Source organism: Arthrobacter sp. 001422645, from assembly GCF_059816125.1.
This window is the reverse complement of record NZ_JCBANT010000005.1, coordinates 93,155-119,040: the sequence shown is the minus strand read 5'-3', so window position 1 is coordinate 119,040 and position 25,886 is coordinate 93,155. Positions and strand designations below refer to the sequence as shown.

Sequence of the window (25,886 nt, the reverse complement as noted above, 5' to 3'; positions counted from 1 at the left end):
GGGACCCTCAGAGGGACGTTATCTGATAGCTCAACCGGGGTTAGCGGTGCCGGGCGCGGCGGAAGATCCAGTGCCGCAGCAGGGTAAAGCGCACGGCCGTGGCCGCGAAGCCGGAAAGTGTGGTGGTCCACAGCTCGTCGGCCACGGTAGCGGCGGGATTGATCCAGTGCAGCACGCCGAGGCTGCCGCCGGTAATCAGGAGCGCCACGAGAATCACGATCAGCCCGTTGAGATGGTCGCGCTTCATCCGGTGGCGTTCGGTGATCTTGAAGGTCAGCCGCCGGTTCAGGGCGGTGTTCATCAGCGACGTCAGGATCAGGGCGGTCGCATTGGCCGGCTGCGAGCCAAAGTACGGCCGGAGGAACGCGTACAGCGCCAGGGACGTTGCCGTGCAGACGACGCCGACGGCGGTGAACCTCAGCAGCTGCCGGACCAGCGGATAGCGGAGGACGCCGCGGTGCCGGCGGCGCACGGGAGCCTGGCGGGGAGGACTGACCGTGCCGACGGGGGCAGATCCGGCGCCAGGGCCGGGGGCAGGGGTGTGCTGATCGAGCTCTGTGTCCATCCGCTCAGTACAGCTCGCCGACAGGGATCTCCACGGCCAGGCGGTTGGACGGGCCGGCGAGGGGACATGCCCACGCCTCGTTGTAAGCGCAGGACGCGTTGTAGGCGAAGTTGAAGTCAACGACGAACTCGGCCTCCGGGCCGGACCCCTGCACGCCGTGGAAGGCACCCTTGATGGTGTCCAGCAGGTAGCGGCCCGCACCGTAGCTGCCGCCGGGCTGCCCGGCCGTGGCATCACGGAAGGGCACAAAGATGCCGCCGCCGTAGCCGCGGAGCTTCCACACGGCGAGCTGGCCCATTTCCGGCAGGTCGAACGTGCCCAGCCGGACAAACCGCACCAGGCCGTCGGTCCCGGTCTCAACGTTCATTTCCCGCCCGGCACCCTCGCTGGTCAGCGGGATGTGGAAGCGGTAAATCGGATCGTAGTCCGCCGTCTTCAGCCCGCCGAAGCTGGACTTGGCGGCCGCGGTGAGCGGCGACGCGGGGTGCGTGCCGAACATCCGGTCCCGCTCCTGGCGCCAGTACGAATGCGCCTCGGCCGGATCCTCGGCCGCGATTTTCCGCACGTTGGCGTAGAGCGCAAAGGTCCGGAGCCGCCAGTCCGCGATGTCGACGGCGGAGATATCCGCCACGCTGTCCTGGTCTCCGAAATCTGTGGAGTCAAAATCCTGATCCGCCATGTCCCCAGCGTATCCCGCTTTCCCGGCGGCGAATCGCGCCCCGGGCGGCACGTCCCGGCGACGGCGCGGCCGTAGACTTTCGCGCATGCAGACCAGCCCCAAGCCTCCCGTCAGCCGCGCCGCAGCCGCCCTGGCCGAACTTGTGCGGTTCCGCACCGTGTCCTCCCGGCTGGACCATGAGGTGGACGCCGCCGAGTTCGAAGGATTCATCGCCGCGCTGGCCCGCCGGTATCCCGCCGTGCACGCCGCCCTCGACCTCGAACGCGTCAACGGCGGCGCGCTGCTGTTCCGCTGGCCCGGCACCGGACCGGATCCCGCTGCGCGTCCGTCGGCACTGATGGCCCATTACGACGTCGTCCCCGCCGGCGACCCGGAGGCCTGGACCCACCCGCCGTTTTCCGGGCACATTGACGGCACCCACCTGTGGGGCCGCGGCACCCTCGACGACAAGGGCCAGCTGGTCGCCGTGATGGAAGCGGCGGAATCCTTGCTCGAAGCCGGGTTCGCCCCCGCCCGCGACCTCTACTTCTCCTTCGGCAACAACGAGGAGACCGCCGGGGATTCCGCCGCCGCCGCGGCGGAACTGCTGGCCGGCCGGGGAGTAAAGCCCTGGCTGGTCCTGGACGAGGGCGGCGCCGTTGCCGGCGGGGCATTCCCCGGCGTGACCCGGCCGGCCGCCGTCGTCGGGGTGGCCGAAAAGGGGATCCTCGATGTGGAGCTGCTGACCCGGGACCCCGGCGGCCATGCCTCCACCCCTCCCCGGATGGGCGCGACGGCGCGGCTGGCGCGCGCCATCACCCGGATCGAGCGGAACCCGTTCCCGCAGTCGCTGCCGGACGTGACCGCGGAGACGCTCCGGCGGTTCGGCCCGCACGCCCCGGCGCCGCTGCGGGCAGTGTTCGCCAGGCTGTCCCTGTTCCGCACCCCGGTGACGCTGCTCTTCGGCCGGATGGGGAACGAGACCAACGCGATGACCCGCACCACCGTGGCCATCACCACCCTGGAGGGCAGCGCCGGGGCCAACGTCCTGGCCGCCACCGCCCGGGCCAACGCCAACATCCGGGTGGCCGTGGGGGAAACCGTCGAGGGGACGGTGGAGCGGCTGCGGCGGATCATCCGGGACCCCAAGGTGGAGCTGCGCGTGGTGGAAGGCAACGACCCCTCCCCGGTCTCGCCCTACTCCGGGCCGCAATGGGAACTGCTGGAGGCCGCCATCACCGCGGTCTTCCCCGAGGCGCTGGTCACCCCGTACATCATGATGGGGGGCACCGATTCGCGCCGTTTCACCGGGATCTGCGCCGCCGTGTACCGCTTCGCCCCGTTCTCGATGGACACCGAGGCGCGGTCCTCCATCCACGCCGTCGACGAAAAGATCCTGCTGGAGACCCTGGAGCGCGGCGTCACCTTCTACGAAACGCTGATCCGGGCACTCTAAGAGGCCCGATGTCCCGCTACGCTGGCACCATGACTGGGACGGACACCTTCCGGCGGCCCGCGGCCCGCGGCCTCCAGATCGCCGCCGCCCTGGCGCTCGCCGCCGCGGCGCTGGCCGGCTGCAGCGGCGACGGCAAGGGCACGCCCGCCTGGACGGCGGGCGGCAGTCCCGGGGCGAGCGGGGCGCCGTCGGACCCATCCGCGGAACCCTCCGCAGGCAACCCGACGCCGGGCGCCTCGCCAGGGTCCACCGTCGCGGCGTCGCCGGGTTCGACGGCGGCGGCCTGGAAGGTCTTTACGGATCCGGAGAAAAAAATCAGTTTCGAGCTGCCACGGGAATGGATTGCGCAGTCGGTACCTCCGGAGCAGGGCACCCTGCCCGGCGCGCTCAAGATCGAGGTCAAGGACGCCGACGGCGGCTACCTCGCCACCCTGCAGACCGGCCTCCGGCCCCAGCCCGCCCCGGTCTGCGCTGACAAGGCCGCCAAACCGTACGTCGTGGTCAGCAGCGTCCCGGTCGAGCTGCCGCACCGCGGCGGCGAGGGCACTATCGACCCCCACGTGGTGTTCCGGGTGATCCAGGGCTACAAGTACTTCGGCTCCTACGGCATCACCAACATTGTCGGCGGCGCGGCAGGAAAAGCCTGCGTGCTGCAGAACCTGGTCCGCGGCCCCGAAGGCATGGGGGACTACTCCTTCGCGGACCTGACGGCGCTGAAGGCGTTCGCGCCCGACCAGAAGGTGGCGCCGGCCAAGGCCTTCGACACCCTGGACCAGGCGGCCAAATACGTCAACGACGGCTCGGAATTCGCCAACGTCCAGCGGATGCTAATGTCTCTGGAGATCAAAAACTAGTCCCGCACCGCCCGCCGCCCGCACACCATCGGACCGGCGGGGGCGACGGCGACGCGACCCGTCGCTACCTCACACCCCGGAGATACATGCACCGCTCTGTAGCCGCCCGCCTGGCCTTCAAGACCGTGGCCGACACCAAGGTCGCCCTGGCGGTGTCCGTGGCACGAAACGCCGGCTACAGCAGCTTCGTGGAGTCCCTGTCCGTGACGGCAGGCGGCGAAGATGTCCCGCTGACCGAGCTCTCCGACCACCACGGCGGACGGTTCCACTACATGGAATTCGCGGAGCCCGCCGACGTGCTGGTGGAGTACACGGCCGCCGTCTCCGGGTCCGCCCTGCCGGAGGAACCCCGGCTGATGGAACTCATCCGCTATGTTCGGCCGAGCCGCTACGCCGAGTCCGACCGGCTCCTGCCCACCGCCTACGCGGAGTTCGGCGGGCTGCAGGGCGAAGAGCTGGTGCATGCGGTGCGCAACTGGGTCTTCAGCGAGCTGCGCTACATCAGCGGCTCCTCCCGCGGGACCGACGGCGCCGTCGAGACGCTGCTGCACCGCCGCGGGGTCTGCCGCGACTTCGCCCACCTGGCCATCTCGCTGCTGCGCGCCAAGAACGTTCCGGCCCGGCTGGCCGCCGTGTACGCCCCGGGGCTGAATCCCATGGACTTCCACGCCGTGGCCGAGGCCCATGTCAACGGTGCCTGGCACGTCATCGATCCCACCGGTCTGGCACCGCGGGAGAGCATGCTGCGGATCACCGCCGGCCGGGACTCCTCGGACACCGCGTTCCTGTCGACGGTGGGCGGCAGCCTGTCGCTGACGCAGATGCAGGTGACCGCCGTCGTCGACGGCGACCTGCCGGATGAGGATCCGACGAAGCCCGTCACCCTCCACTAGGGGCCGGAAACCCTGCAGCTCAGCGCGCGGCCACCGAGGCCCGCAGCTTCTCGGTGAGGCGCAGCAGTTCCTGCTGCTCGGCCGCCGATAGCGCCGGGCCCACGAGGGCCGCGATGTCGCGGACATGTTCCCGGCCGATCTGCTTCTGCAGGTCCAGGCCAGCTTCGGTGAGCCGGACCAGGACGCCACGGCCGTCGTCGGGTGCCGGCATGCGCTCCACGAGGCCCCGCTTTTCGAGCCGCTCCACCAGCCGGCTCAGGCTGGACTGGCTCAGCAGCACGTGGTCGTTGAGCTCGTTCTGGCGGAGCCAGCCGGACGGACAGCGCGACAGTGTGAAGAGCACGTCGTACTCGTTGATGGCGAGGCCCTTGAATGCCGGGCCGGCTTGCAGCCTGCGCATCACCGCCACCTGGGCGCGGAACAGGGATTCCCAGGTTTCGGCGGCCAGGCGCACCGGGGATTCGGTCCTGGTGGCCATCACGCGCCCTGTGTGCCGGCGGGGCTGGAGGTGGCGGCGGCGGACTGTCCGGCTGCGGCGAGGGACGCTGCGACGCGGCCGGCATGGGTGGGCGGTTCGGGCACGTGGGCCGGGGTCTTCTCGGCGTATTCCTTGCGCAGCACCGGCAGGACCTCTTCGCCGAACAGGTCCAGCTGCTCCAGCACGGTCTTCAGCGGCAGGCCGGCGTGGTCGATCAGGAACAGCTGGCGCTGGTAGTCGCCGAAGTATTCACGGAAGGTCAGGGTCTTTTCGATGACTTCCTGCGGGCTGCCGACGGTCAGCGGCGTCTGCGAGGTGAAGTCCTCGAGCGACGGGCCGTGGCCGTACACCGGGGCATTGTCAAAGTAAGGGCGGAACTCCTTGACCGCGTCCTGGGAGTTCTTCCGCATGAAGAACTGCCCGCCGAGGCCCACGATCGCCTGATCGGCCTTGCCGTGGCCGTAGTGCTCGTAGCGTTCGCGGTAGAGGCCGATCAGCTGCTGGTAGTGCTCCTTGGGCCAGAAGATGTTGTTCGCGAAGAACCCGTCGCCGTAGTAGGCGGCCACTTCCGCGATCTGCGGCGTGCGGATCGAACCGTGCCACACGAAGGGGGCGACGCCGTCGAGCGGGCGCGGGGTGGAGGTGAAGTTCTGCAGCGGCGTGCGGTGCTTGCCGGACCAGTTGACCGTGTCCTCGTCCCAGAGGCGGCGCAGCAGGGAGTAGTTCTCGATCGCGAGTTCGATCCCGTCCTGGATGTTCTTGCCGAACCAGGGGTAGACGGGGGCGGTGTTGCCGCGGCCCAGGACCAGGTCCACACGGCCGTCGGCCAGGTGCTGGAGCATCGCGAAGTCCTCGGCGATCTTCACGGGATCGTTGGTGGTGATCAGCGTGGTGGCCGTGGACAGGATGATGCGCTCGGTCTGTGCCGCGATGTACGCCAGTGTGGTGGTGGGGGAGGAGGAGAAGAACGGCCGGTTGTGGTGCTCGCCGATCGCGTAGACATCCATGCCGATTTCCTCGACCTTTTTGGCGATCGCCACGGACGCCTTGATGCGCTCGTGTTCCGTGGGGGTACGGCCCGTGGTGGGGTCGGTGGTGATGTCGCTGACGCTGAATACGCCGATCTGCATGATGTGCCTTTCCGTGGCCGGAGACTTCCGGGAGCTGTTTCCTACTATATCCGATGTACATGCATTTGCATCTATCGACCGGTACAACGCCCGCCGCGTCCAAATATTCCCCGCCCTGCCGCGGCCCGGTTTCCCGCCTGTGGCCAAGTGCAGGCCTAGGATGCAATCAATCGGCTGGCCTCCAGGTGCTCAGCCCGCCCGGAAGGTTGCCATGCGCCGCGTCCTCGCTTTTCTGTGTCTGGTCGAGATCACCAGCGGGATCCTGCAGGGCTACTACACACCCATCCTCACCGACATCGCCCGGCACCTGGACATCCACGACGGCGACGTCAACTGGTTCGAGGCCGCGCAGCTGACGGTCAGCGCCCTGGCCGTCCCGGTGCTGGCCAAGCTCGGCGACATGTACGGGCACCGCAGGATCCTGCTCGTCTCCACGGTGCTGACCGCCGCGGCGTCCTGGGGTGTGGCGCTCGCGCCGGACTTCTGGACGTTTCTGGCGGCCTGGTCCCTGCAGGGCTTCTACGTGGTCTGGCTGCCGCTGGAGATCGCGCTGATCTTCAGCCGGGTACACCAGCTGCCCGACGGCGCCGCCCGCACCCGCCGCGCCGCCGGGCTCCTGGTCGGCGCGCTGGAATTCGGCGTCATCGCGGGCGCCCTGGCCGCGGGAGCGCTCGTGGAGGTCCTCGCCGGCCAGCTGCGGCTGGTGCTGATGATCCCCGCCGTGGCCGTCACCGCCTGCTGGTTCGCCATCCGCTTCGGTGTCCCGGAGTCCACCGAACGCAGCGGCGGACGGGTGGACACACGCGGCTTCAGCCTGCTCGCCGTCGGACTCCTCTTGATCACGTCCGGGCTGACCTTCATGCGGCTCAACGGCCCCGGCGCGTGGTGGCCGTGGGTGCTGGTGGCCGCCGGCATCCTGGTCTTCATCCCGTTCACGCGTTACGAGCTGCGCCGTGAGGATCCGCTGGTGGACATCCGGATGCTGCGCAGCAAGTCCATGTGGCCGGTCCAGCTGACCGCCGGGCTGTTCGGTGTCTCCGTGCTGGGCGCGCAGGCCCCGCTGTCCACGTTCGCCCGGACCGACCCGGCCATCCACGGCTACGGGCTGGGCCTGCGCGCCGGCCAGGTCTCGATCATCATCGGCGTCTATGTGCTGGCACTGCTGGTGGGTGCCCTGCTCTACCCGCTCGTAACGCGGCGGCTGACCCCGCGCTGGACGCTCGTCTGCGCAGCGGTACTGGTGGGCGCGGGGTATCTGCTGTTCCTGCCGTTCCACGGTAGCCTTGCCGAGGCCCTAGTCAACATGGCCATTGCCGGCATCGGCTCCGGCGCCCTCGTTGCCGCGCTTCCCTCCGCGGCGGCCGCCGCCGCACCCCTTAATCGGACCGCGATGGCCACCGGCCTGACCAACACCACTAAAACGATCGGCGGAGCCTTCGCATCCGCGGTGTTTGGCATCGCCCTGCTCAGCCACGTCCTCGGCGAGGCCGGGGCCGTCACGGCCGGGGCCGGCGAAACCGCGGCGCCGCTGGCCGGGTACCTCACGGTGTGGGCCGTCTGCGGCGTGACCGGCCTGGCCGCGGCCGGCGTGCTGCTCCTGGTGCCGAGGCTGGCGTTCTCCGACCCCGCGCCCGCCGCCGTCCCGCTTCCCACCGGCTCGCACTAAACCGGTTAGCACTACGTGAGGCCAGGCTTTTCTCTGGAACGGCCGGGGCGCTATCTTCGTAGCCTTGAGGATGCCCACATGACGCTGAGACTAGGACGGACCGCGGTGGCACTCCTGGATGCCGTCAGCCTGTTGTCGTCCGGATGCACCGCCCGGCGGCTGGAACCAGGAAACGGTCCGGACGCGGCAAGGTGGGCGCGCGGCTCTACGATGCAGGCTGCGGCATACCGGAGAAAACCCTTGTGACCATCGGTGAAGACTGCGCGCTCAACGAAGGAACCGTTCTCCAAAGCCACTCCCTGGAAGACGGCACCTTCAAATCCGGCCGTATCGTCCTAGCGCCCACGCCCCGCGCCGCGGCAAAGCGGTCCGGATCTGACAAGACGCCGGCCGCCCGTCGGCTGCTATTGCGAGCCGCTGGGAACGCGCGCGTCCTCGGGAAGGTCGTCCGGGAAATCGTCCGGGACAGCCCCGGGGGCCGCCCGGCGGCCTCGGGCACCGGCACGTGCAAGGCCGGCATCCGCCCCGGCACCAGAACCAGCACCCGAACCGGCCCCTGTACCGGCTGCGGCCTTCGCCAGGGCCTTCCGCTCGCGCCGTCCCTCGACAAGCCGGTACAGCACGGGCACCAGGACCAGGGTCAGGGCGGTGGAGGAGATCAGGCCGCCGATCACCACGATGGCGAGCGGCTGTGAGATGAAGCCGCCGCCTCCGGTCAGGCCCAGGGCCATCGGCGTCAATGCGAACACGGTTGCCAGGGCCGTCATCAGGATCGGCCGGAGACGCTGGCGCGCGCCGTGCGTGATCGCGTCCGCCACGCTCATGCCGGGCTCGCCGTTCCGGGGCTGGCGGTACTGGTTGATGAGGTCGATCAGCACAATGGCGTTTGTTACCACGATGCCCACCAGCATCAGCATGCCGATGAGTGCGGGCAGGCCCAGCGGCACCCCGGTGATGAGCAGCAGCCCGATGGCGCCGGTGGCCGCGAAGGGCACCGAAACCAGCAGGATCAGCGGCTGGACGAGCGACTTGAACGTGGCCACCATGATCACGTAGACGATCGCGATGGCCGCCAGCAGCGCGAGGCCCAGCTGGCCGAACGATTCAGCCTGCTGCGTGGTGGCCCCACCGATCTCGGCGGTCACGCCCGGCGGCAGCTGGACGGTCTTGAGCCGGGCCTGCACTTCGGTGCTCACCGCGCCGAGGTTGGCGCCCGACGGCGTGACGGACACGCGTGCGGTCCGCTGGCCGTTGCTGGCGGTGATGGAGACGGGGACATCCACCTGCTCCACGGCTGCGATGCTGGACAGCGGCACGGGGCCGGCCGCCGTCGGCAGCGGGGTCCGCTTGACGGCGTCGATACTCGTGAAGCGGGTGCCTTCACCGATGCGGACCGGGAAGTCGTTGGTGTCGATGCGCACGGTCCCGGCAGGGATCGGGCTGATGGTGGAGGCGAGCACGCCGGCTACTTGTTCCTCGGTCAGGCCCGCAGCGACGGCTTTGGCGCGGTCCACCTTGACCTGGACCACGGGCTGGCTGGCGGCCAGGTTCGTAGCCACCTCGGACGCGCCGGGGACGCCGTCCATGGCTTTGACCATGGCGTCGCTCGCGGTCCGCAGATCGGCCGTTGTGGCGGCCTTGAGGGTGATGTCCACGGTCGACGACGTGCCGAAGCCGCCCTGCTGCGAGCCCACCGTGATCTTGCCGGAATCGGGGATGCCGGCGAGCTCGCTGCGGACGGTGTCCTTCAGCTGGGCCTGGTTGGCCTTCTCCTCCGTCACCACGGTGAAGGTGGAGTTAGAGGCGCCGGAGGACAACAGCGCGGAGAACCCGGTCTGGGCGTTGCCGGTGGTGACCTGGACGTCCTTGACGCCGTCGATCTCGCGCAGGACGTCCTCGACCTTGACGGCGGCAGTGCTGGCTTCGGACAGGCTGGTGCCGGCCGGGAGGGCCTGCCGGACCGTCATGCTGTTTTCGCCGGAGTTGCCCAGCAGGTCGGTAGCCAGCAGCGGGGTCATGGCGGCGGTGGCGCCGAGGACCAGCACGGCCGCAATGAGGGTCACCACCGGGTGCTTCTGGGTTTTGGTCAGAATCGGGAGATAACCGCGCTGCAGGACGGTGCGTTGCTCGGCCTCGTGGGCCTTCGCCGCGATCTCCCGGGCAGTGGACTCCCGGCCGGCGGTGTCCCGGGCTGTCGCGTCCGGGGCTGTGGCGCTCCTGGCTGTGGTCTCACGGGCAGTGCCCGGGTTGTCGGCGGGGTTCCGCAGGAACCAGTAGGCCAGCACCGGCACGATGGTCAGTGAGACGAGCAGCGAGGACAGCAGGGCGATGGTGACGGTCAGCGCGAACGGCCGGAACAGCTCACCGGCCAGGCCGGCGACAAAGGCGATTGGCAGGAAGACGGCCACCGTGGTGAGGGTCGACGCCGTGATGGCGCCGGCGACCTCGCGGATGGACGTCTGGATCGCGGTGATCTTCGCCTCGCCGTAGCTCAGGTGGCGTTTGATGTTCTCAATCACCACGATGGAGTCGTCCACGACGCGGCCGATCGCGATGGTGAGGGCGCCGAGGGTCAGGATGTTCAGCGAGTAGCCCGTGGCCGAGAGCCCGATGAACGTGATCAGCAGGGACAGGGGAATGGAAACGGCCGTGACCAGGGTGGCGCGGACGGACATCAGGAACACCAGGATCACTCCGACGGCGAAGCCCAGGCCCAGGAGGCCCTCCGTGGTGAGGTCCTTGATGGACTTTTCGATGAACGGCGCCTGGTCGAAGATGGGTGTGAACCGGGCGTTGGAGCCAAGTTCAGCCTCGAGCTGGGGGAGGGCGTCCTTCACCATATGGGAGATGCCGACCGTATCGCCCTCGGGTTTCTTCGTGACGGACAGGGCAAGGGTTTCCTTGCCGTTGGTCCGGGTGATCGAGGTGCGGGCGTCCTCGGCGATGCTGACGTCGGCGACGCTGCCAATCGTTGCGGCTTTGCCGGCGCCGCCCAGCGGGAGCGCCTTGATGGCGTCCAGCGAGTCCACCGGGCTGCCGATCTGCAGCGACAGCGTCTTGCCCTGGTCTTCGATGGTCCCGGCCGGAACCAGGTCCCCGTTGTTCGTCAGCGCATCCCGGATGGACTGGATGCTGGCGCCGGAGGCAGCCGTGGCCGCGGGCCGGGGGAGGATCTTGATGTGCTGGGTGGCGCCGCCGGTCACTTCGGCGCCGCGGACGCCGTCGAGCTTCTGCAGCTGCGGGACGGTGAGCCGGGCGAGATCGGCGTTCAGCTCGCTGAGGGGCTTGTCGGAGGAGACGGCGAGGAACACAATCGGGAAATCGCTGATGCTGCCCGCGATGGCCTGGGGCTGGACGTCGTCCGGCAGTGACCGCTTGGCGTTGGAGATGGCCCGGTCGATCTGGTTCCTCGCGCGGTCCAGGTTCGACCCATAGGTGAAGGCCAGGCTGATCTGGGAAACCCCGTTGCGGGAGGTGGACGACGTCGACTCCAGGCCCTCAACGCCTTTGAGCGCGGTCTCCAGCGGAGCGCTGATCTGCTTGTCCACGACTTCGGGCGAGGCGCCCGGCATCGAGGTGATGACCGTGATCTGCGGGAACTCGATGGACGGGATGAGCTCCTGCTTGAGCGAGGACATCGTGATCACGCCGAACACCGACGCGAAGACGGTGATCAGCGCGATCAGTGCCCGGTTTGCCAGCGACAGCTTTGCGAGCCGGAACATCTCATGGTCTCCTGATGGGTCGGCGGACGTTGTTCAACGGGATCTAAGCTGCAAAGCGATCAAGACGGCCTTAACCCGGAGCGGGCGTCAGCCGCGCGAGGCGTTGACCGTGTCCAGCTGGAGTGCCTTGGCGGTGTCGGCTTCAAGCTTGGCGGCGAGGTCCGGGTTCTCGTTGAGCTTGACGCCGTAGCCGGGCATCATCTCCTTGAACTTGGACTGCCAGCCCTTGAACTGCTTGGGGAAGGACTTCTGGAGCAGTTCGATCATGATGGGCACTGCGGTGGACGCGCCCGGGGACGCACCCAGCAGGGCGCCGATGGAGCCGTCGCGGCCGGCGATGACTTCGGTGCCGAACTGGAGCACGCCGCCCTTCTTCGGATCCTTCTTGATGATCTGTACACGCTGCCCGGCGGTGATGAGTTCCCAGTCGCCGTCCTGTGCCGCTGGGTAGTACTCGCGCAGGGCTTCCACCTTGGCACCGTGCCGCTTGGCGACTTCCTTGACCAGGTACGCGGTGAGGTCCATGTTGTCCTTGGCCACGGCCAGCATCGGGATGATGTTGGAGGGCCGGATGGACAGCGGCAGATCCAGGTAGGAGCCGTTCTTCAGGAAGTTCGTGGAGAAGCCGGCGTACGGGCCGAACAGCAGGGAGCGCTTGCCGTTGACGTAGCGGGTGTCCAGGTGCGGGACGGACATCGGCGGGGCGCCGACGGAGGCCTGGCCGTAGACCTTGGCGCTGTGCTGGGCCGCGAGCGTCTCGTCGGTGCAGCGGAAGAACTGCCCGGAGACGGGGAACCCGCCGAAGCCTTTGCTTTCCGGAATGCCGGAGGCCTGCAGCAGGTGCAGGGCGCCGCCGCCGGCGCCGACAAAGACGAACTTCGCGCGGATCGACCCGTGTTCGCCGGACGTGGGGTGTTTGATCGACAGGTCCCAGCCGCCGCCGGGGGCGCGCTTGATCCCGGAGACGTCGTGGCCGTAGTTGACCTCCACACCGTTGTTGCCGAGGTAGGTGGTCAGTTCCCGGGTCAGGGCGCCGAAGTCGACGTCGGTCCCTTCCGCGGCGCGGGTGGCGGCGATGCGCTGCTTCGGGTCGCGTCCCTTGACGATCAACGGGGCCCACTTGGCGATCTGGGCGTGGTCCTCGGAGTATTCCATCGAGCGGAACAGCGGGTTCGGCTTGAGCGCCTCGTAGCGCGTGCGCAGGAACTTGGTGTTGTCCTCGCCGATCACAAAGCTCATGTGCGGGACGGTGTTGATGAAGCCCTTGGGGGAGCCGATCATGCCGTTCGTGACCAGGTGGGACCAGAACTGGCGGGACAGCTGGAACTGCTCGTTGATGAGGAGCGCCTTGGCGGGGTCCACGGAGCCGTCTTTGGCGGCGGGGGAGTAATTAAGCTCACACAGCGCCGCGTGTCCGGTGCCGGCGTTGTTCCAGGGGCCGGAGCTCTCCAGGCCGGGCTCGTCCAGCTTCTCGAACAGGGAGATCGTCCAGTTCGGCTCGAGCTGCTTCAGGAAGGCACCGAGGGTGGCGCTCATGATGCCGCCGCCAATCAGGACGACGTCGGCTTGTTGGGTCTTGGAAATGAAAGTCACAATCAGTCTCCGATTAGCAGCGGGTCTGGCTGTCACAGAATATCCCGCACCGGCCTCTTACTGAAATTGGCCCCGTCCGTCAAGGCTTTAGCTCCACCTTTGTGAAAACTTCGTTGAGAACGGGCGACGCCGGGTACTTCACCACCCGGTCGGAGAGGGCCAGGGCCGAGATCGGGAAAGCGATCGGCACGGCGGGGACTGAGGCGGCGATCTGGGCGTTGATGGTCTGGTACTGCTCCGTCCGCTCTTCGCCGTCGGGCAGGCCGCGGGCCCGGGCGATCTTGGAGAAGACCTGCGGGTCCTGGTAGCCGAACTCGCCGGTGTTCTCGCCGAAGAGCGGGCCGACGAAGTTGTCCGGATCGGCGTAGGAGCCGTTCCAGCCCAGCAGGTGGAGGGCGTGGTCCCCGGGGGACGTGACCTTCTGGAGGTAGCCATCGGACCACTCGACAGGCACCGGCTTGATGTTCAGCCCGACGGCGGTCAGCTGCTTGCTGATTTCCGCGTAGACCTTTTCCGGCGTCGGAAGATAGGGCCTGGTGACGTTCAACGGGTAGTAGAACTTCAGTTCCTGCCCGTTATAGCCGGCCTCGGCGAGGAGTTCCTTGGCTTTCGCCGGGTTGTGGCCCAGGGCCGGAGCGTTGTTATTGAAGCCGCTGAGCTTGGGCGGGACGAACTGCGTTGCCTCGGCGGTGTTGTCAATGAAGAACCTGCGGATCAGCGTGTCCTTGTCCAGCGCCATCTCGATCGCCTGGCGGACCTTGATGTTGCGCAGGATGGGCACTTCCTGGTTCATGCCCACGTACATAACGGAGAAGGGATCCCGCTGGACAATCTGCTGTCCGCGTTTCACCAGCTGGTCGAAGTTGCCGATGGTCACGGCGTCGTACGCGTCAATCTTGCCGTCCAGCAGGGCCTGCATGCGGGTCTGGGTGTGATCGTAGGTGACAAAGTTGATGGTGCCGATCTGGCCTTTGTCGCCCCAGTAGTCCTTGTTGCTGGCGAGGGTAATGCTGCTCGGATCCCAGGACTTGAAGACGTAGGGGCCGGTTCCCACCGGATGAAGCCCGTACGCGGAGACGGGCTGGCCGTCGCGGCTCTGGTTGAGCTCATCGGCGTTTTTGGACGCAAGGGCCTTGGGCGAGGAGATGGCGAAGGCGGGCAGCGTGAGGGCCTGCAGGAATCCGGTGAAGGGCTGGGTCAGGTCGATCCTGACGTTGTCCGGTGACAGGGCGGTGCATCCCTTGTAGATGGACAGGGACGCCTGATCGGCGTGGGCCTTGAAAACGCCCTTGAACGTGGTTCCGGGAGCCTGCTTCCGGAGCGCCTCGGGGAACTTGAACCAGCGGTCGAAGTTGCTGCAGACTGCGGCGGCGTCGAAGGCCGTCCCGTCCTGGAACGTCACCTTCTCGCGCAGTTTAAACGTGTAGGACCGGCCTTCAGCGCTGGTGGTCCACTCGGTGGCCAGCAGCGGCGTGGGCTGTCCCGTGGTCTGGTCCACGCCGACCAGTCCCTCCAGGACCTGGCGTGTGATCCGGTAGGACTCGATGTCGGAGACCACAGCCGGATCCAGCCCGAGCGGCTGGGAGGCCGTGCCGAAGTTGAACACCGCGCTGGGGGCGGCGTCCGACGAGCTGGGCGAGGCGGTGGCGGAGCCCGGGCCGGGGCCGGGGGTTCCGGTGCAGGCGGCGAGGGGCAGTGCCAGGAGCACGGCCACGCCGGCAGCCATGCGGCGCACTGCGCCGGTCCGCACTCCACTGGCGTGCGCACTGCCGGCCTGCAGTCTGCTGCGGCGCAGGGCGCGGCTGGGCACTGTACTTCTGGGCACTCGGTAATCACCTCGGGGGATTGGATGGACCGCCGGCTGCGGAACAGGCTCATTCTAGTTGACCCGCCCGGGCGGTAGCTGGGAGCCCAGTAGCGCCATCAGCCGCGGCCGAGTCCACAGGCGGCGGCAGGCAAAACGAAAGCCCGCACCAGGGGTGCGGGCCTTCGTTTCTCCCAGATGGTCCAGTGAGTCAGGCTGGAACCGGAGCAGGAGCGTTTAGCGGAGCCTACTTGGGCATCAGGACGGAGTCCACCATGTAGACCGTGGCGTTGGCGGTCATGACGCCGCCGCAGACCACGTTGGCGCCGTCAACCTTGAGTGCGTCCTTGGTGCCGGTCACGGTCACGGAACCGCCCTGGACCGTCTTGTGGGTGCCGACGATCTCGTCCGGGCTGATCTTGCCGGGGACTACGTGGTAGGTCAGGATCTTGCTGAGCAGGGCATCGTCCGTCTTCAGCGTGTTGATCGTGGCGGCGTCGATCTTCTTGAAGGCGTCGTCCGTCGGTGCGAAGACAGTGAATTCGCTGCCGTTCAGGGTGTCCACCAGGTCAACCTTCGGGTTGAGCTTGCCGGAAACTGCGGCCGTCAGTGTGGTGAGGATCGGGTTGTTGGACGCCGCGACCGCTACCGGGTCGAGGGCCATTCCGGAGACGGAGCCGGCGCCGCTGGGAACCTTCTCGGCGTAGGCGGCGCAGCCGGAACCGACGAGGTTGGCGGCCGGATCCATGGCTGCCGAGCTGGCGGACGGCGACGGTGCCATGCTCGATTCCATCGGAGCGGAGGCCGGAGCCGAGGAGTTGGGGGCCGCGGTGGTGGATCCGCCACAGGCGGTGAGGCTGAGCATGGCTGCAGCAGCGATTCCTGCTACGGAAAGAGTCGTGCGCTTGATGGTCTGCATTTCGGTTTCTCCTTTGTTGTGCCGATCATTGCCGCGGCGAACTGTTGCCGCTTTGGCCCTTTTCCGACTTGTGGGCACCGACCCTTGGTTGGTGTCTCAATGGGTATTCGCGGGCTGGGGGGAAACGGATGGGTGTGGGATGGAAATTCTTTTTGTTGGGTCGCTTTATGCCGGATTATGAGGTGGATTAGCGGCCGAATTGGGCCTGCTATTGGGTGATTTACGGCCGGACTGGCCCGGTTTTGCGGGGTTTCTGGCGGAGGTGGGTGCAGGCGCGGCGATTCGGGCCGCCAATACCGGGCCAGACCCGCAGGAAAGGGCGGTTAACCAGAAAGAGAGCCCCGGTCCGAAGACCGGGACTCTCTTTCTATGTGCGCAAGGGGGGACTTGAACCCCCACGCCCGAAGGCACAGGAACCTAAATCCTGCGTGTCTGCCAATTTCACCACTCGCGCGCGGCGCCGCCGTCTGTCGGGTCCTTCGACCGTCGGGGGCGGATGCCAGGCTCCATTGTACATTTCGCGGCACACGCTGCGGCGACTTATCGCGGGGCAGCGGTCGACGGCGGCCGGCGAGGGGTTCCGGGGGTGCGCCGGGCGGAGCGGGAACACCTACAGCCCGGCGACGCCCTTGCCGATCATGACGGCGCCAATGATGGCGAGGACGGCCGCGATGATGACGTTGTAGTAGCGGTCCAGCCAGGTCCGCACAGGTTCGAGGACCCTGCGCACCGGGGTGCCGATGATGATATACGCCACCACCGGGCCCACGACGGTAATCGTGGCGATTCCCGTATAGATGAGCACGGCGGCGGACACCATACCGGGCGGGAGCGAGGAGCTGCCGATCACAACGCCGGCCGCGATGCCGAAGATCAGTTCCTTCGGATTGATCGCGGTCACCAAGAACCCCGTCCGCAGGGCTTTCGCGGGCTTCATACCGTCAAGGGCCTGCATCCACCCGGGGGTCTTCTGTTCCGCTTCACTCTTAGGCCGCGAGCGGAACTTGGAGAGCGCCAGGACGACGAACGCCACGCCCAGCAAGAGGCGGATGGCTGCGCCGAGGCGTGTACCGCCTGACCCCTGCGTGGCAGCGTCGGACAAGGCGGCCACCGCAAGCACCGTGGCCAGGACCGCGAGGACCCGGCCCGCGGCAAAGGCGATGCTCCGGCCCCTGCCGTTCGGGGAAAGGATTATCGGTAGCACCGCTATGAGCGGGAGCGGACTGGCCGCCATGCCGATGGCCTGGGGTACCAGTTCCGCAATCAGTTCCAGCACGCTGAGGTCCAGTGCACTGCTCCGTCGACGCGCTGTGCCCACCGCGGGCAGCGGAGCCCGCATCCGTCGTCGGCACCGGTTTCCTCCTCAGGATTCCGTATCCACTGGGTTCCAGGGCCTGATCCGCTCCATGAACCCGGAGGGACCTGGACTTTCAGCGAATGTAAGCCGGAGCGCGGCGTCGACACATCACCCAAGGGGGATGAGTGCCGGCAGCCCAGTGGTCAGGAGTCTTCAGGCGTCGATTTTGAGGTCCCGGCGGAGTTTGGCGACATGCCCGGTGGCCCTGACGTTATATTGCGCGACGGCGACCTTCCCGTCGGGGTCCACCACCACCGTGGACCGGATCAGTCCCTGGTACGTCTTGCCGTAGTTTTTCTTCTCGCCCCAGGCCGCGTAGGCCTCGGCGACGGCGTGGTCCGGATCGGACAGCAGGGGGAAGTCCAGTCCTTCCGCAGCTGCGAACTTGGCCAGCTTGTCCACCGGATCGGGGGAGATGCCCACCACGTCGTAACCGGCCTGCCGCAGGGATGCCAGGGAATCCCGGAAATCGCAGGCCTGCTTCGTGCAGCCCGGGGTGGACGCCGCCGGGTAGAAATAGACCACGGTGCTGCGGCCCCGGAAGTCCGCGAGGGAGACTTCGTGCCCCTCGGCGTCCTTCAGGGTGAAAGCTGGCGCCGGATCACCGGGGATGAGTCGTTCAGGCAAGTTGTGCTCCTTCTCGGGGTGGACGCGGTGTGGCTTCTTGGTGGCGATATACCAGCCTAGTGAGAGTCGGTGGCCGCGCCGAATCGTACGCTCGCTATACTCTTTGGTATGCCTGATATGGATCGCTGGCCCACGGGCCGCCTATTGTCCACGGCAGCACGCCTTGTTGAACACTCCTGGAACGAAAAATTGGGGGCCATTGGCCTGACCCATGCCGGGGTCATCGCGATGGAAGTGCTCTCCGTCAACGGACCGATGACCCAGGCCCAACTTGCCCAATTGGTGCGCGTACAGGCGCAGACCATGGGCAAGACCCTCAGCCGGCTGGAAGCCCACGGCCATATCTCCCGCCAGCGCAGCGCCTCCGACCGCCGCAGCCACGTGGTGTCCCTGACAGACCGCGGCCGCGAGGCGGTTGCCCAGGCCGCAGACATGGAACGTTCCGTGCTCGCTGCCGCCTCCATCGATCCGGACGTCCTCAGGCAGGAGCTACAGGCGGTGGTCACCGAACTGGCCACCAAGATTTCCTCTCCTGAGGTGAAAGCAATCGTCGCTACACAGGATCCGAGCCTGCCCGTCGAGGCTAACTAGGCGGCCATTTCGCCGACGCACGGTGCCCGACGTCGAACATCCCGCCTTCGGTGCGGCGAGGCGCTCCTCCTCCGGCAAGTAGCCCGATGCCCCAAACGAGTACAGATTACTCGTTTCGACTCGGGAGCTCCGGAGGAGCATTGGGCCCATGACTAGCTACGTTCTCGAAGCGAGATCCCTGGAGCATCGCTGCCAGTGTTGTGGTGAGTTTGCTGATGCCGTGTTCTGTGAAGGGTGCGACCCGCACCCCGCGGGCCCCGAAGCATCAGTGCTGCCCGTGGCGGGACCACACGAGCACACCGGCAAAAGGCAATCCATTCCCCGTCCTAGACACTGATCCCGAGGCCCTTCGAGCCGCGACGTCCCGTGTCCCTCACCGGTGCGGGCCCCGGCTGCGAATAGGCTCAAGGGATGGACACAAACCCGATTGCTGAGCTGGACGGGCAGACCTCGATCAACGAGCTGCTCGACGAGCCCGTCGGGGCATCACCGGTGCAGTTGGCCTTGCCCATCCACTTTCAACTAGCGGTTGCGGTCCGGCGCGGAACCTGACCCTGGTCCGTGCGCGGGGTTCCCGCTTAGTCGCATCCGCCGCCACCGTCGCCGCCGCCACAGTCACCCGAGGAATCCCCGCCGGAGCTGTAGCCTCCGTCGCCGCCGTAGCCTTGGCTGTGCGACTTCGAGTTGCTCCTGCGGGGAGTGAGCACACCGAAGAGCAGCACGCTGGCGGCCTGCGGATCGCCTCCTGATGCGGCAAAAGCCTTCCGCCGGCTACGGCCCAGAAGCCACAGAACAGTCAGGAACAGGGCAAAAGATAGAGCAAGGCCGGCTAGCATCGCCGCGTCGCCCGAGGGGTCCGCAGTCTCCAGGTTGAGCGCCGTGGTCAGCATGCCGCCAAGGAACACGCCGGCAGGAATTGCGAGCAGCAGCCTCCGCGCCAGCGCCCAGCGAAGACTGGACACAGCCACGGGGAGCTGCTTCGGACGCGGGCCACGCGGGCTCTTGTAGCTGCGCACGACCATCTTCGACTTGCTCATGGCCGGCTCCCCGCCCTCACAGTTCCGGGTGCGTTGTGCAATTCATTCATTGATCCCCCAAAAAGCGTTCGGTACGTCACTGCCACGCAGTCTATGCGGCTCGACCACTTTAGGAGCCGCCTCGCTCGGGTCTAGTCGACCTTCGGCGGCTGGATTTCGCGGCCGTTCTCGCGCTTGTACACGACCAGGCCCCGAAGGCAGTGAAGCCTCCGAACGGGTTGTTGGCCAGCGTGGCCGGGATGATCTCTGCGTCATCCTCGGCGATCTTCGTCCAGAGCCCCTCGCCGTTGGTCGCAACCTTGGCGCAGGAGCCGGGAGCGAAGCGCTCCGGCCAGTCCTCCGGCTCCTCACCGGTCGTGATCACGAAGTCTTCGGGGCTCAATACAGGGTGGTTACTCAGGCACCTGATGTGTGCGGAGGGGACGCCGGCTCTTCCCGGCAGCCGGCGCCCCTGGCGTCAGAAGCGGAAAGACCAGACGGACGTTCCGGCGAGCCGGTACGTGGACACCGAGGCCTTGGCGGTGAACTTCACAGTCCTGCCGTTGGCTACCGCAAAGGTTCCGGCGGCCGTCAGTTTGCCGTCCACGTAGTAGGCGACCCCGGTCTGCTTCGGGATTGTGTAGCGGTTGGTGGCGGCGTTCATGGCCGGCTTGACCGGTGTCACTGCCCTTCGGAAGTCGAGTGTCCAGCTCGAGGTGCCGGCGAGCCGGTAGCCGGGGGCGGCTTTGGCGGTGACGGCAACCCGGCGGCTGTTGCCCTTGAAAGTGCCGGCAGCCACGGCTTTGCCGTCCACGAGATACGTCACGCCGGTCCGCTTCGGGATGGTGTAGGTTCCGGCTGCCAGGTTGGATGTGGGGGCCGCAGCGGTCACCGCCAGGGGTGCCAGATCGTAGGTCCAGGAAGCGGTGCCGGTGAGGATGTAGCCGGTGGCGGCCTGCGCCGTGATGATAACTTTCGTGGAGCTGGGGTAGGTGCCGGCCGCTTTCGCGGCACCGTTGACGAAGTAGCGGACGCCGGTGCGCGCCGGAACGGTGTAGGTCGCCCGGTCCCGGTTGAAGGCTGGGACGGCCGGGGTGACCTTGATAGCAGGCTGGGTGTAGTCGTATGACCAGGAGGTTGCCCCGGCTTCGAGCCGGAAGCCGGGCTTGGCGGCGGCAGTGACAACGACTTTTCCGGTGCCGGTGTAGCGCCCCGGAGCTACAGCTTTGCCGTTCAGGAAATACTGGACGCCTTGGCGGTCAGGGATCAGGAACAGGTTGCTGTAGTCCACGAAGAGCGGACCGGCCGCGGAGACGGTTTCGAGGCCCGGTGGAGCACCCACTGGGACGTGCCGGTGAGCGTGTAGCCGTTGGTGGCCCGGGCGGAAACAGTGACGTCGACGGAGCTCTTGTAGGTGCCGGCGGGAACCGGCTTGTAGTCGATGAGGAACTCCACGCCGGGCCGCGCCGGTATCGTGTACGTTCCGGCTGCCTTGTTGGCGGTCGGGGCGGCCTGCACGGTGATGTTGACCAGGGGGACGGTGACGCTCCAGCTCGAGAGACCGGTCAGCGTGTGCCCGCTGAAGGCCCGGGCCTCGACCTTGGCAGTGTCATGGAAGGAATGGACGCCGGCCGGGACAGCGACGCCGTTGAGCAGGTACTGCACACCGGTGGTGGACGGGATGGTGACGGTCCGGGCGGTTTTGTCGAACACCGGCGCGCGGGGCGTGACCGGGGCGGACTCGAAGGTCCGGCTCCAGTACGACACGGTGTTGCTCAACCGGTACCCCGGTTTCGCCGTTGCGACGATGGCGTTGTAGCCGGTGACGGCAGGGTAGGTGCCCGGGGCCTTCACGCTCTGGTCGTCGCCGGAGTAGAGCCGATACTCGACCCCGGAAGCGTTCGGAATCGTGTACGTGCGCTTCGCCGTATCCCAGGCAGGCTCGGGGGCGTTGACGATGACGACACTGCCTGCGCCGAGCTCGGGCAGGCCGTTGAAGAAGTCCCGCGGGCTGTTGTAGGACCCCGGGGGCACGACGCCGTCCTGGTAGCGGAAGTGGTTGGCGGTTGCGTAAATGCGGCCGTCCACGGAGCTGATGCCGATGCCCATGTACTGGTCGTCCGGGCGGGACATGTTTGCGTTGTGGCCCGGAGAGTTGATCCACAAGTTAACGAACCGCTGCCCGCTGGGGGCGTAGGTGTACCAGGCGATGTTCTCCGACGCCGACGTCCAGCCCTCAGGGGCGCCCGTGACGTAGTCGCCGTTGTGCGCGAACAGGCCGGTCGCCGCCATCTCATCGCTCCACTTCTGGGAGACGGTGGCGATGTTCACGTTGAATTTGAGCGGCTTCAGCCCCTTGGTCGCGCGGAAAGCGTTGATCCTGTCGAAGGTGTCAATGAGAACCTGCCGATTGCTCTCCTGGAACAGGCCAAGGGAGTCCGTCGATGTTGACTGTGTGGCCACGGGCACCGCAGCGGGCGCCGACGAGGCTCCGCAGATCGGGCCGGCCACCAGTGCTGCCGTGAGCAGCGATGCTCCTAGCGCTTTGCTGATTTTCAATTTTCCCCCAGAGATTCGTGCCGGACGAGCAGGTGTCCGGTCCAGACAGGATCCTACGTTGCCGCAGGTCAGGCAGGTAAGCGGCCTGCCGGCAGCCATGCGCAGGCTTCGGGGCCGTCGGACCCGGCGGGCATCGTCCGAGCCGCCGCCGCACACATGGCCCCCATGCCCAAGAAACCGAAAACACCAGCCCCTATCCGGCCCGATCTCATCGAGCCTCTCGCCGAAATCCTCCGCGGCCGCGGCCTTGACGTACGCCAATGGCCCGCCGACGAGGCGGCCGCCTACCGTGACAATGGCGGCTTCCAGGAGGGCGTCGCTGCCATCCAACAGGTCAAGATGTCCAAGTCCGCAGCAGCGATCGAGAAGACCTTCGAGGAGGTCGTCCGTGCCGTCGAACTCAAGGCCTACCTCGAGGGCGTCTCCGCCGCGGGCATAATGAAACCGGGCCGCCGTTGGACGACCCGGTGTTCTCTTCGTGGGCGAGGTATCAGCTCCACAGCAGCCGCAGAAAGTCCCATAACAGGCAGGAGTTGAAGCCTGGTCCAATCTTCGATTCGGTGCATCCGGCCCCAGTGTGAAAGGCCGGTCGATGACGTAAACGTCCGCTCTCAATCTCATGTGTACGGCCCCGAACATCTCTCTCTGTCTCTCCGCGGGCCGTGGAGTCCATGCGGCGAGGAGTCTGTTGGGTCGCCGACCCACCGGGCTCAGACGTTGCCGTTGGCCAGAATGGCCGCCAGCGCTCGACCTGGGTCTCCGTGAGATGGCTGAGAACGAAGCGGCAGTGTCACTGCCGGCCCCTCGGTCGTGGAACACTACTGGCCAGCTGGCTGGCCGTTCTGACCGGCAGTACGCGGCCGAAGACCCAGCCATTGCCCCAGAGAAAAGAAATGCGGGTAAAGACGCCTGAGTTCCCGCCTGACATGCGCCTACGCATGAATAATGGCGAGGGGGCGGTGAGTTGTGGGCTGGTCCTCATGCATTGACGGACAGACACTCGCCTAGAAGAAAGCTGGACCATGATCGAGGCATACGGCCTTACCAAGACCTACGGGAAGCGCACCGCCGTGGACGGCGTAACGTTCACCGTCCAGCCCGGGCAGGTCACCGGATTCCTGGGACCGAACGGTGCCGGCAAATCCACCACCATGCGCCTGATCCTGGGCCTGGACCGGCCAACCTCCGGCCGGGTGCTGGTCAACGGCCGCCCGTACGTGGAGCACGCGGCGCCGCTGAGAGAAGTCGGTGCCCTCCTGGACGCCAAGGCGCTTCACCCGGCCCGCAGCGCCGTCAAGCACCTGTCTGTCCTGGCCGCCACGCACGGCATCAGCCGCAACCGCGTAGATGAAGTCATGGCCATGACCGGAATTACGGAAATCGCCCGGAAGCGGATCAAGGGCTTCTCCCTTGGCATGGGCCAGCGTCTCGGCATCGCCGCCGCGCTGCTGGGTGATCCCAGAACCGTCATCTTCGACGAGCCGGTGAACGGGCTCGACCCCGAAGGCGTCCAGTGGGTCCGCAATCTGTCACGTCACCTCGCCTCCGAGGGCAGGGCAGTGTTCCTGTCCTCGCATCTGATGAGTGAGATGGCGCAGACCGCTGACCACCTGATCGTCATCGGCCGGGGCCGGATCATCGCCGATGCTCCCGTTGCCGAGATCCTCGCCCAAGGGCGGGACAGGTCACTGGTCCGCAGCGACCAGCTGGATGAGCTGCGGGCTGGCCTGGCCGCCGGCGGGATCGCGTTCCGTGAACTGGAACCTGGCCTGTTGGAAGTCTCCGGGGCCGAGCCCCGGAAGATCGCCTGGATCGCCCGTGAGCACGATGCGTTGATCCATGAGCTGACACCGGTCCGGGCTTCGCTCGAAGAGGCGTACATGGAACTGACCCGAGATGAAGTTGAATACCGTTCCGCCGCGCTGGCCGGGGCAGGAGAGGGAACCCGATGACCACCACTGCACCCGCCAGTCGCCGTGGCGCGGCAGCCGCCCGTCAGGACGGCGGAAAAGGGTTGACCTTCCTCAGAGCCGTGCACGCCGAATGGCTCAAGCTGACTTCGCTGCGCTCAAGCTACATCATCCTCACCATCTCCCTGGTCTGCATGGTCGGGGTCGGTTTGCTCAGCACGTTCGCCTTGACCGCCATGGTTTCCGGCTTTATTGCCATCGACGCCGAGCAGGGTGGAGCCGGACAGCAGAGCCTCGTGGATGAGTTCGGGATCATGGCCCGGGAGGTCCCTGCCGCCGGGACCGTCATTGCCCAGTTCCTGGTTGCCTCCCTGGCCGTCATGCAGATCGGTTCCGAATACGGTACCCGCATGATCACCACGACCCTCATTGCGGTGCCCCGGCGGATCACCGCAGTGCTGGCCAAGACACTCGTCATCGCCGGAAGCGCTTTCGCCGTCGGCGTGGTCGGGGCCCTCATCTCGTACGCGGTGGCCCAGCCGCTCCTGGAACCGCACGGCCTGAACTACCCGCTCATCGCAGACGGGGTCATCCGAGGCATCATCAGCGCTGGCGCCTACCTCGCTCTGATCGCCGTCTTGGGCCTGAGCATCGGGGCGCTGCTTCGCAACAGCGCCGGTGGCATCGTCACCATCCTGGGCATTCTCACCATCCTTCCGATCCTCGTTGCCATCCTCTCCGGACTGAACGACTCTTTCAAAGACCTCGGGCTCTTCCTGCCCACCTCCGCGGGCATGGACATGGTCGCGATACGCACTGCCCAGGACCATCTGACCCAAGTCCAGGGTGGCCTCGTCGTCCTCGCCTGGGCTGCGGTGGCCCTGGCCGGCGCGCTAGTGACCGTGAAGCGCCGGGATGCCTGATCTCCGGCGCCAGGGATAAGGCAGGGAGACCGCCGCGGGGCGCCCGCTATTCAGTTAAGCGCAGCCTGCCTTGGCCGGTGCCGTCGGTCGCATGGCCTCCACGTCAAGCTCGAGGGCCAGCTTCTCGTGGGTAGTGAGCGGCCGCACCGCGCGCTCGAACAGCTCCACACCGGCGCCCCAGCTATCACAGCTCATGACCCGAAAATCGGTTCTAACCTGCGCAAAACCCCACCCCCTAAGAGTCGATGACCACGGCCGGATGCAGCCCGCCGCCGGGCAGGAACTGGAACCCCGGACAGAAAGTCCCGTCTCCGACTAAGACGCGCACCAGGCGGCGCATTACCGGTTCGGGATCCGCCGTGAGCAGCTCAATTCTGGCGCGGACCTGCTCCAGGGACGGCAGGGTGAACTCAGCCTCCAGTCCGGCCCAGAACCCCTCAGGAATCTCTTCGTACACCGGATGACCGTGCCCCGGGCATGAGAAAGGGCCAATTGCGCAACAGGCCGTTGCACAATTGGCCCTTTCCGGACGGGTCAGCGGATGAAGACCCCCGGCCGGGCATCTCCGTCGGCCAGGAAGAGCCGGGGACCTTCACCTTCGCGACGGCCATGATCACCGACCCCTTGTCTGCGGCCGTCAGCTTGTAGGTCGCCGCGGTCGCTCCCCTGATGGGCATGTAATTGCGGAACCAGGTGTACGTTGCCGCCTTGGGGGCCGCCTTCCAGGTCGCGGTCAGAACTGACCCGACCACGGCGTTGCCGGTGACGACCGGCATGGAGGCTGCGGGCCGGGTGGGCAGAACGGCCGCGCCTGAGGTTTGGGCCTCCATGATGGTGTCGGCGTAGCCCTTCAGTGAACCGGTGAGAATTACCGTCACCCGGGAGCCGAGGTCTGCCGGCGTGAGCGTGTAGATCCCAGTAAGCCAGTCCGGTGAAGGCGTCCACGTGTTCGTCAAGGCTCCCGAAGGGCCTGGCCGAAAGATCCGCGACGGCGAGCGTTGCATTGAGTTCTATTCGTCCGGCCGCTACATCTCGGTGACGGGAAACAACGTGAACCTTTAGGAGCTTCATGCACTGCTTGCCTGGCAGTGCTTTTGACCGTCAAAGCATTTTCCGTCGCCATCGTGGCTGGTTGGGTCCCCATTTAGGAGTCCAGTGCTGC

26 protein-coding genes and 1 tRNA gene are annotated in these 25,886 nt (G+C 66.9%); 9 read left to right on the top strand and 18 right to left on the bottom strand.

Features of this window, described 5'->3' with window-relative positions:
• Positions 1–40: 40 nt before the first annotated feature.
• Positions 41–565, bottom strand: coding sequence for a GtrA family protein (locus AC6EUH_RS07745; RefSeq protein WP_056426262.1), 525 nt, complete (start codon positions 563–565; stop codon positions 41–43).
• 4 nt (positions 566–569) lie between these two features.
• On the bottom strand, positions 570–1,244 hold the full coding sequence (locus AC6EUH_RS07740) for a DUF1684 domain-containing protein (protein WP_056426265.1): 675 nt from the start codon (positions 1,242–1,244) through the stop codon (positions 570–572).
• Positions 1,245–1,329: 85 nt separating this feature from the next.
• Between AC6EUH_RS07740 and AC6EUH_RS07735 the strand changes: the two genes are divergently transcribed.
• From AC6EUH_RS07735 to AC6EUH_RS07725, 3 genes are all read left to right on the top strand, one after another.
• A complete protein-coding gene (locus AC6EUH_RS07735) occupies positions 1,330–2,679 on the top strand; it encodes a M20/M25/M40 family metallo-hydrolase (RefSeq protein ID WP_499738280.1) in 1,350 nt (449 codons plus the stop codon).
• A gap of 29 nt (positions 2,680–2,708) precedes the next feature.
• Positions 2,709–3,533, top strand: coding sequence for a hypothetical protein (locus tag AC6EUH_RS07730; protein ID WP_499738279.1), 825 nt, complete (start codon positions 2,709–2,711; stop codon positions 3,531–3,533).
• 86 nt (positions 3,534–3,619) lie between these two features.
• On the top strand, positions 3,620–4,426 hold the full coding sequence (locus AC6EUH_RS07725; RefSeq protein ID WP_056426271.1) for a transglutaminase-like domain-containing protein: 807 nt from the start codon (positions 3,620–3,622) through the stop codon (positions 4,424–4,426).
• 19 nt (positions 4,427–4,445) lie between these two features.
• On the opposite strand, the gene AC6EUH_RS07720 is transcribed toward AC6EUH_RS07725, so the two are convergent.
• Both AC6EUH_RS07720 and AC6EUH_RS07715 read right to left on the bottom strand, forming a co-directional pair.
• Positions 4,446–4,904: a MarR family winged helix-turn-helix transcriptional regulator gene (locus AC6EUH_RS07720; RefSeq protein ID WP_056426275.1), complete on the bottom strand. Its 459-nt coding sequence runs from the start codon at positions 4,902–4,904 to the stop codon at positions 4,446–4,448.
• Complete coding sequence (locus AC6EUH_RS07715) at positions 4,904–6,034, bottom strand: LLM class flavin-dependent oxidoreductase (RefSeq protein WP_056426278.1); 1,131 nt, start codon at positions 6,032–6,034, stop codon at positions 4,904–4,906. The genes AC6EUH_RS07720 and AC6EUH_RS07715 overlap by 1 nt, the downstream gene beginning before the upstream one ends.
• A gap of 211 nt (positions 6,035–6,245) precedes the next feature.
• On the opposite strand from AC6EUH_RS07715, the gene AC6EUH_RS07710 reads away from it, so the two are divergent.
• A complete protein-coding gene (locus AC6EUH_RS07710; RefSeq protein ID WP_499738278.1) occupies positions 6,246–7,700 on the top strand; it encodes an MFS transporter in 1,455 nt (484 codons plus the stop codon).
• A 404-nt stretch (positions 7,701–8,104) separates the two neighbouring features.
• Here AC6EUH_RS07710 and AC6EUH_RS07705 read toward each other — a convergent pair whose 3' ends face one another.
• The 7 genes from AC6EUH_RS07705 to bcp form a co-directional block, all read right to left on the bottom strand.
• The gene (locus AC6EUH_RS07705) at positions 8,105–11,425 is read right to left on the bottom strand and encodes an efflux RND transporter permease subunit (protein WP_499738277.1); all 3,321 of its coding nucleotides are present in this window, start codon (positions 11,423–11,425) and stop codon (positions 8,105–8,107) included.
• Positions 11,426–11,512: 87 nt separating this feature from the next.
• The gene (locus tag AC6EUH_RS07700) at positions 11,513–13,018 is read right to left on the bottom strand and encodes a malate:quinone oxidoreductase (protein WP_499738276.1); all 1,506 of its coding nucleotides are present in this window, start codon (positions 13,016–13,018) and stop codon (positions 11,513–11,515) included.
• Between the two features lie 79 nt (positions 13,019–13,097).
• Positions 13,098–14,744: an ABC transporter substrate-binding protein gene (locus AC6EUH_RS07695; RefSeq protein ID WP_056426289.1), complete on the bottom strand. Its 1,647-nt coding sequence runs from the start codon at positions 14,742–14,744 to the stop codon at positions 13,098–13,100.
• 325 nt (positions 14,745–15,069) lie between these two features.
• Positions 15,070–15,741, bottom strand: a complete 672-nt coding sequence (locus AC6EUH_RS07690) for a fasciclin domain-containing protein (protein ID WP_056426292.1) — start codon at positions 15,739–15,741, stop codon at positions 15,070–15,072.
• Positions 15,742–16,113: 372 nt separating this feature from the next.
• Positions 16,114–16,195 (bottom strand) — tRNA-Leu (locus AC6EUH_RS07685).
• Between the two features lie 156 nt (positions 16,196–16,351).
• Entirely contained in the window at positions 16,352–17,017 is a 666-nt protein-coding gene (locus AC6EUH_RS07680) for a GAP family protein (RefSeq protein ID WP_235500097.1), read from the bottom strand.
• A gap of 234 nt (positions 17,018–17,251) precedes the next feature.
• Positions 17,252–17,725, bottom strand: coding sequence for a thioredoxin-dependent thiol peroxidase (gene bcp, locus AC6EUH_RS07675; protein ID WP_056426298.1), 474 nt, complete (start codon positions 17,723–17,725; stop codon positions 17,252–17,254).
• Positions 17,726–17,842: 117 nt separating this feature from the next.
• On the opposite strand from bcp, the gene AC6EUH_RS07670 reads away from it, so the two are divergent.
• The gene (locus AC6EUH_RS07670) at positions 17,843–18,316 is read left to right on the top strand and encodes a MarR family winged helix-turn-helix transcriptional regulator (protein ID WP_056426301.1); all 474 of its coding nucleotides are present in this window, start codon (positions 17,843–17,845) and stop codon (positions 18,314–18,316) included.
• Between the two features lie 411 nt (positions 18,317–18,727).
• Positions 18,728–18,868 (top strand): hypothetical protein, encoded by a 141-nt coding sequence (locus tag AC6EUH_RS07665; RefSeq protein WP_499738275.1) that lies wholly within the window; start codon positions 18,728–18,730, stop codon positions 18,866–18,868.
• A gap of 26 nt (positions 18,869–18,894) precedes the next feature.
• Here AC6EUH_RS07665 and AC6EUH_RS07660 read toward each other — a convergent pair whose 3' ends face one another.
• From AC6EUH_RS07660 to AC6EUH_RS07645, 4 genes are all read right to left on the bottom strand, one after another.
• The gene (locus tag AC6EUH_RS07660; protein ID WP_499738274.1) at positions 18,895–19,353 is read right to left on the bottom strand and encodes a hypothetical protein; all 459 of its coding nucleotides are present in this window, start codon (positions 19,351–19,353) and stop codon (positions 18,895–18,897) included.
• Between the two features lie 109 nt (positions 19,354–19,462).
• Positions 19,463–19,735 (bottom strand): hypothetical protein, encoded by a 273-nt coding sequence (locus AC6EUH_RS07655; RefSeq protein WP_156367483.1) that lies wholly within the window; start codon positions 19,733–19,735, stop codon positions 19,463–19,465.
• Positions 19,736–19,810: 75 nt separating this feature from the next.
• Positions 19,811–20,674, bottom strand: coding sequence for a hypothetical protein (locus tag AC6EUH_RS07650; protein WP_499738273.1), 864 nt, complete (start codon positions 20,672–20,674; stop codon positions 19,811–19,813).
• Complete coding sequence (locus AC6EUH_RS07645; RefSeq protein ID WP_499738272.1) at positions 20,599–21,891, bottom strand: CAP domain-containing protein; 1,293 nt, start codon at positions 21,889–21,891, stop codon at positions 20,599–20,601. Before AC6EUH_RS07645 ends, AC6EUH_RS07650 begins: the two co-directional genes overlap by 76 nt.
• Before the next feature lie 165 nt (positions 21,892–22,056).
• On the opposite strand from AC6EUH_RS07645, the gene AC6EUH_RS07640 reads away from it, so the two are divergent.
• The 3 genes from AC6EUH_RS07640 (at position 22,057) to AC6EUH_RS07630 (ending at position 24,724) form a co-directional block, all read left to right on the top strand.
• Positions 22,057–22,428 carry a hypothetical protein gene (locus AC6EUH_RS07640; RefSeq protein ID WP_156367484.1) on the top strand — a complete coding sequence of 124 codons (372 nt, stop codon included), beginning with the start codon at positions 22,057–22,059 and terminating at the stop codon, positions 22,426–22,428.
• A gap of 485 nt (positions 22,429–22,913) precedes the next feature.
• Positions 22,914–23,843 carry an ABC transporter ATP-binding protein gene (locus tag AC6EUH_RS07635; RefSeq protein ID WP_056426315.1) on the top strand — a complete coding sequence of 310 codons (930 nt, stop codon included), beginning with the start codon at positions 22,914–22,916 and terminating at the stop codon, positions 23,841–23,843.
• The gene (locus AC6EUH_RS07630) at positions 23,840–24,724 is read left to right on the top strand and encodes an ABC transporter permease (protein WP_082492558.1); all 885 of its coding nucleotides are present in this window, start codon (positions 23,840–23,842) and stop codon (positions 24,722–24,724) included. Before AC6EUH_RS07635 ends, AC6EUH_RS07630 begins: the two co-directional genes overlap by 4 nt.
• 54 nt (positions 24,725–24,778) lie before the next feature.
• On the opposite strand, the gene AC6EUH_RS07625 is transcribed toward AC6EUH_RS07630, so the two are convergent.
• The 3 genes from AC6EUH_RS07625 to AC6EUH_RS07615 are packed head-to-tail and all read right to left on the bottom strand — an operon-like array spanning position 24,779 to position 25,680.
• Positions 24,779–24,919 (bottom strand): hypothetical protein, encoded by a 141-nt coding sequence (locus AC6EUH_RS07625; RefSeq protein WP_499738271.1) that lies wholly within the window; start codon positions 24,917–24,919, stop codon positions 24,779–24,781.
• Between the two features lie 40 nt (positions 24,920–24,959).
• A complete protein-coding gene (locus tag AC6EUH_RS07620) occupies positions 24,960–25,181 on the bottom strand; it encodes a hypothetical protein (RefSeq protein ID WP_499738270.1) in 222 nt (73 codons plus the stop codon).
• Complete coding sequence (locus AC6EUH_RS07615; protein ID WP_156367485.1) at positions 25,162–25,680, bottom strand: hypothetical protein; 519 nt, start codon at positions 25,678–25,680, stop codon at positions 25,162–25,164. Before AC6EUH_RS07615 ends, AC6EUH_RS07620 begins: the two co-directional genes overlap by 20 nt.
• Positions 25,681–25,886: the final 206 nt, after the last annotated feature.

Excerpts from the sequence above, each read along its gene's own strand:
- AC6EUH_RS07745 (WP_056426262.1), bottom strand. The coding sequence starts at position 565 with ATGGACACAGAGCTCGATCAGCACACCCCTGCCCCCGGCCCTGGCGCC.
- AC6EUH_RS07740 (WP_056426265.1), bottom strand. The coding sequence starts at position 1,244 with ATGGCGGATCAGGATTTTGACTCCACAGATTTCGGAGACCAGGACAGC.
- AC6EUH_RS07735 (WP_499738280.1), top strand. The coding sequence starts at position 1,330 with ATGCAGACCAGCCCCAAGCCTCCCGTCAGCCGCGCCGCAGCCGCCCTG.
- AC6EUH_RS07730 (WP_499738279.1), top strand. The coding sequence starts at position 2,709 with ATGACTGGGACGGACACCTTCCGGCGGCCCGCGGCCCGCGGCCTCCAG.
- AC6EUH_RS07725 (WP_056426271.1), top strand. The coding sequence starts at position 3,620 with ATGCACCGCTCTGTAGCCGCCCGCCTGGCCTTCAAGACCGTGGCCGAC.
- AC6EUH_RS07720 (WP_056426275.1), bottom strand. The coding sequence starts at position 4,904 with ATGGCCACCAGGACCGAATCCCCGGTGCGCCTGGCCGCCGAAACCTGG.
- AC6EUH_RS07715 (WP_056426278.1), bottom strand. The coding sequence starts at position 6,034 with ATGCAGATCGGCGTATTCAGCGTCAGCGACATCACCACCGACCCCACC.
- AC6EUH_RS07710 (WP_499738278.1), top strand. The coding sequence starts at position 6,246 with ATGCGCCGCGTCCTCGCTTTTCTGTGTCTGGTCGAGATCACCAGCGGG.
- AC6EUH_RS07705 (WP_499738277.1), bottom strand. The coding sequence starts at position 11,425 with ATGTTCCGGCTCGCAAAGCTGTCGCTGGCAAACCGGGCACTGATCGCG.
- AC6EUH_RS07695 (WP_056426289.1), bottom strand. The coding sequence starts at position 14,744 with ATGGCTGCCGGCGTGGCCGTGCTCCTGGCACTGCCCCTCGCCGCCTGC.
- AC6EUH_RS07690 (WP_056426292.1), bottom strand. The coding sequence starts at position 15,741 with ATGCAGACCATCAAGCGCACGACTCTTTCCGTAGCAGGAATCGCTGCT.
- AC6EUH_RS07670 (WP_056426301.1), top strand. The coding sequence starts at position 17,843 with ATGGATCGCTGGCCCACGGGCCGCCTATTGTCCACGGCAGCACGCCTT.
- AC6EUH_RS07665 (WP_499738275.1), top strand. The coding sequence starts at position 18,728 with ATGGACACAAACCCGATTGCTGAGCTGGACGGGCAGACCTCGATCAAC.
- AC6EUH_RS07660 (WP_499738274.1), bottom strand. The coding sequence starts at position 19,353 with ATGAGCAAGTCGAAGATGGTCGTGCGCAGCTACAAGAGCCCGCGTGGC.
- AC6EUH_RS07640 (WP_156367484.1), top strand. The coding sequence starts at position 22,057 with ATGCCCAAGAAACCGAAAACACCAGCCCCTATCCGGCCCGATCTCATC.
- AC6EUH_RS07635 (WP_056426315.1), top strand. The coding sequence starts at position 22,914 with ATGATCGAGGCATACGGCCTTACCAAGACCTACGGGAAGCGCACCGCC.
- AC6EUH_RS07630 (WP_082492558.1), top strand. The coding sequence starts at position 23,840 with ATGACCACCACTGCACCCGCCAGTCGCCGTGGCGCGGCAGCCGCCCGT.
- AC6EUH_RS07625 (WP_499738271.1), bottom strand. The coding sequence starts at position 24,919 with ATGAGCTGTGATAGCTGGGGCGCCGGTGTGGAGCTGTTCGAGCGCGCG.